Source organism: Actinomadura darangshiensis (assembly GCF_004349235.1).
Taxonomy (GTDB): Bacteria; Actinomycetota; Actinomycetes; order Streptosporangiales; family Streptosporangiaceae; genus Spirillospora; species Spirillospora darangshiensis.
The window spans coordinates 1-3,779 of sequence record NZ_SMKY01000499.1 but is presented as its reverse complement, the minus strand read 5'-3'; the positions used below and the strand labels follow the sequence as shown (position 1 = coordinate 3,779).

The window sequence follows — 3,779 nt, the reverse complement described above, 5'->3', positions numbered from 1 at the left end:
ACCAGGCGAACGAGCGAACGCACAGCTCAAGTCATGGCGGATCCTGCGGAAGCTGCGCTGCAGCCCGAGCAAGGCCGGCCACATCGTCAAGGCCATCGCCGTCCTACAAAACCACCGCGTCGCTCAGGCCGCCCGAGGATGAAATGGGTTCAGTGAGCCTTTTTCAGTTGCGGTCGGGGGGCTGCTGATCACAGCGTGATCGCGAGCGGTGCGGCGAACCCGGTACGCAGGAAAGCCCCTGATAGGACGGGTGATCTTCCACAACCCCCCGTCCCCACCAGAGGCTTCACGTGCTTTTCCATCGGTCTTCGCTGCCGTTGTCGCGCCGGACCCTGGACCACACCGCGGGCGTGGTCCGCCGGCACCCTGCCGGGATCGGCAGCAAAGGCCGGGCGCTCACGCCCGGCACTCAGGCGCTGATGATGGCTGGTCTACCTGCGCAGGGCGAGACGTTCGCCGAGCTCGGTGCCGGGTTCGGGGTGTCCACCACGACCCCGTGGCGGTACGTCAACCAAGCCGTCGCCTTGCTGTCGGCCCGTTCCCCCAAGCTCCATCGAGCGCTGCGCAAGGCAACCCGCGACGGGCTGCTCTACCTGGTGCTGGACGGCACGCTCATCCCGATCGACCGTGTCGTCGCCGACCGGCCGTTCTATTGCGGAAAGCATCGCAAGCACGGCATGAATCTGCAGGCCATCGCCACTCCAGACGACACGATCGTGTGGGTGTCGGGTGCACTGCCCGGCAGCACACATGACCTGACGGCGGCCCGCATCCGGGGAGTCCTGCGCGCACTGCAGGCTGCCGGGCCGCTGGTACTGGCCGACACTGGCTACCACGGCGCGGGCGAACCGCTGCTCACGCCCTACAGGGGCAAGGGCAAGCCAGAGCCGCAGAAGGACGCCAACCGCTCCCACGCCCGGCTCCGTAAACCAGGCGAACACGCAAACGCCCACCTCAAGACATGGCAGATCCTCCGCAAGCTTCGCTGCTGCCCCCAACGCGCCGGTCATCTCGCCAACGCCATCCACGTCCTACAAACCCGCGAAGCCCAAGCTTGCTGAAAAGCGCTCAGTGCGGGAGCACCTGTCGCTGGTCCTCGCTGAAGTCGTCCAGCAGGACTGGGAAACTGCTGCCCACCAACGCGTGTGCGCGGAGATCCTGCTCCAACTCCGGCCACCACGAGAACCGGAGCGTCGTCGGCACCTGCGCACCGACTCGCGCCGCTTCGATGAGGAGAACCCCGAGTGCCACGTCATAAGCCAGAACATCGCGCCATCGGAGATCACCAGCACTGTCTTGCTCAACGGCTCTCTTTCGCAGCCGATTGCTTCCAGCGAAAATCATGGCTCATCGACCCGGGCGCCTTCCCCGGCTGATCGCGTCTTGAATAGCGATCAACACTTCCGAAACGGCCTGGTTGTGAGGCAGCAACCGTTTATAGCCTGCACGACGTCAGCCGCTCGTCCATAACCAGCGCTGCGTTCAACGGCCACCGCACTGAGTCGCCCCCGGCGGCCCCGGCGCTGGTGCCGCACTTGAAGGCCGCGCCACGCCCCGGATCCGGTTCACCAACCGAGTGGATCTAATCGCCAGGGCGTCGTCGAACCCGGCCAGGCCTCCGCCCGGCAAGGATTTCCTGACCGGTTTCGACCCCGGCGAAGCGTGTGTGGGACGGTGCGGGCGGCGTCAGCGATGACGCGGGCGACGCTCCTATGGGCCAAGTCGAACCGCGCGAAGGTCACGCGGCCGTGCTGCCGAGAGTTGGCGGGATGGTCCACGTGATGGCGTCGTCACAGGTACGGCGAGCTGCATATGCCTTGGCGCGGGTCGTAGCTGAGACGGCAGGTCCCCAGCGTGTAGAGCGCGCGGTTGGCTTCTCGGTTTCCGCCGCGGTTGCGCCGGTGCCAGGTAGTCCTGCCCGAGGACGCAGGGATCGTTGCGACGCCGCACATGTGGGCGGAAGCGGCGTCGGAGTGTAGTCGCCGGGGATGTCGCCAGCGGCGACCCAGAAACGCGGCGGCGGTGTCGGGGCCGATGCCCTTGACGGCCATCAGGATGCGCGGTCTGGCGGGCGAGCCGGTCGATCTGGGCGTCCAAGATCGTGATCTCCTCATCCAGTTGCTGGTAGCGGGCGGCCAATGCCTTGAGGGTGAGCTTGCTGGCGGCCTGCAAGGTCTCGGCATCGCCGGGACGAAATCGCCTGGCCGTGGCGACCAGCTTGGGCAAGGGCAGGCCGCACAGCCACTCGCGCAGTTCGTCCGGCGCGGGGACGACGACCGCGCGGATCTGGTTGGCGGCTTGAGTGCGCGCCTTAATCGCCAAACGACGCGAGCCCCGCACGGTCCGGACCATCTCGACCCTGGCGTCCTGGGGCTGGACTGGCCCAGCTCGGTCCCGGGCAGCACGGCCCGGGCAGCACGGCCCGGGCTGCCGCCTCGGCGTCCAGGGCATCGTTCTTGCCGGTCAGCCGTCGGTTCCGCCGGGACGGTCGGATCACCTCGACCACATCCCCCTGGTGCCGGCGCAAGAGCCGGGTTGGTCCCGAACCGTAGGAGCCGGTGCCCGCCAGCCCGAACCTGCCCACCTCGCCCAGGTCGCGCGCCCATCTCAGCAGCTCCCGGTACCCGGCAGGGGTCGTCGCCACGCTGATGACCGCCAGCTTCCCGCCGGTCTGGTCCAAGGCCACCGCCACGTGTACGTCGGCGTGGGTTCGCCCCCCACCGTGACGAACGTGTCGGTCCGCCGTGCAGGGCAACCCCTGCCACCGAACCTCCATGAGCATTGACCCGGGGGACGGGCCCGCCGGCCACGGCAGCACGGGCAAGACCGCGAGGGGATGGCTCAAGCCCCCAAGAGGCCACAGCGCTCCGGGCCGACGACAGCGAACAACGCCCTCTTGGCGGCCGGCGCGTCGCCCGGTAGGCACGAAGCCGATCGGTCTTTGGGGCAGACCGGCAAGGGGACACCGCGACCATCATGCTCGCAGTCGGTCTTGGCGTTTGCCGGGGGACCCGGGGGACGTCGGCCAGCCGCCGTGTGGTCAGCCCGGGCATGTAGGTGACCCGGCAGTCCTCCGGGCGCGACCGCGACCGGCCGTGCGCCGATCGGGCTAGTCGGCCACCAGCACGCGACCTGGCGGGCCGAGCTGGGCGAACGGGGAACAGGGTGCGCAACCGCCGCTGCTCGTCGTCCGGGTTGGATTGTCGCGCAGCTTCTCGCCGGGCCGGTCCAGGCGCAGACATGGTGCTCGCCGTTGCCGATGTCCAAGCCCAGGAATAGCGCGCGCTCGGGGCTCAAGGTCTCGCCGCGCGCGCCAGATCGGCGCTGTCTGGCCTGGTCACAGAGATCAGCGACGCAGCTGACACCGTCCGGATGCTGTCTCCGGAGGTGGGGTTGGGGTGTGCGCCGGTACACCGGCTGGGATCTTCGCGCACCCGAGCCGTTCGGAGTCGTCGCTGACGACGTCCTTCTGGCGGTTACACGATCCGGCGATCTGGCGACGGCTGCCAGCATCCAGGTTGCGGCGTGACGATGACTGCGACACGCAAGGTCGCCTTGTCTCCTACGAGTGGTCCGCCGAGCCACCCAGACCCGGTGACAACCCCCTCGGATCGTTGGTGCGACCGGGGAGGTTGCGGCGGTGTCGTGAGCGTGTGCTCGGCACAGGTTCGGGAGAGGCGGCTAATGCAGTTCTGGCGCGGGGCCGATGGTCACCGATTCAGAGTCGGATCAAGTGCTACGGGGCGTTGGGTTGGGTTTGGTGGTGGTGAGGGGTGTCG

3 protein-coding genes are annotated in these 3,779 nt (G+C 68.3%); 1 reads left to right on the top strand and 2 read right to left on the bottom strand.

From position 1 onward, the window contains the following. The first annotated feature begins 290 nt into the window (after positions 1-290). Entirely contained in the window at positions 291-1,061 is a 771-nt protein-coding gene (locus E1293_RS45405; protein WP_132206110.1) for a transposase family protein, read from the top strand. Positions 1,062-1,790: 729 nt separating this feature from the next. Here the strand turns inward: E1293_RS45405 and E1293_RS50930 are convergent. Both E1293_RS50930 and E1293_RS50925 read right to left on the bottom strand, forming a co-directional pair. Then, complete coding sequence (locus E1293_RS50930; RefSeq protein WP_165978704.1) at positions 1,791-2,051, bottom strand: transposase; 261 nt, start codon at positions 2,049-2,051, stop codon at positions 1,791-1,793. 260 nt (positions 2,052-2,311) lie between these two features. Then, on the bottom strand, positions 2,312-2,776 hold the full coding sequence (locus E1293_RS50925) for an IS110 family transposase (protein ID WP_424923734.1): 465 nt from the start codon (positions 2,774-2,776) through the stop codon (positions 2,312-2,314). Positions 2,777-3,779 lie beyond the last annotated feature (1,003 nt).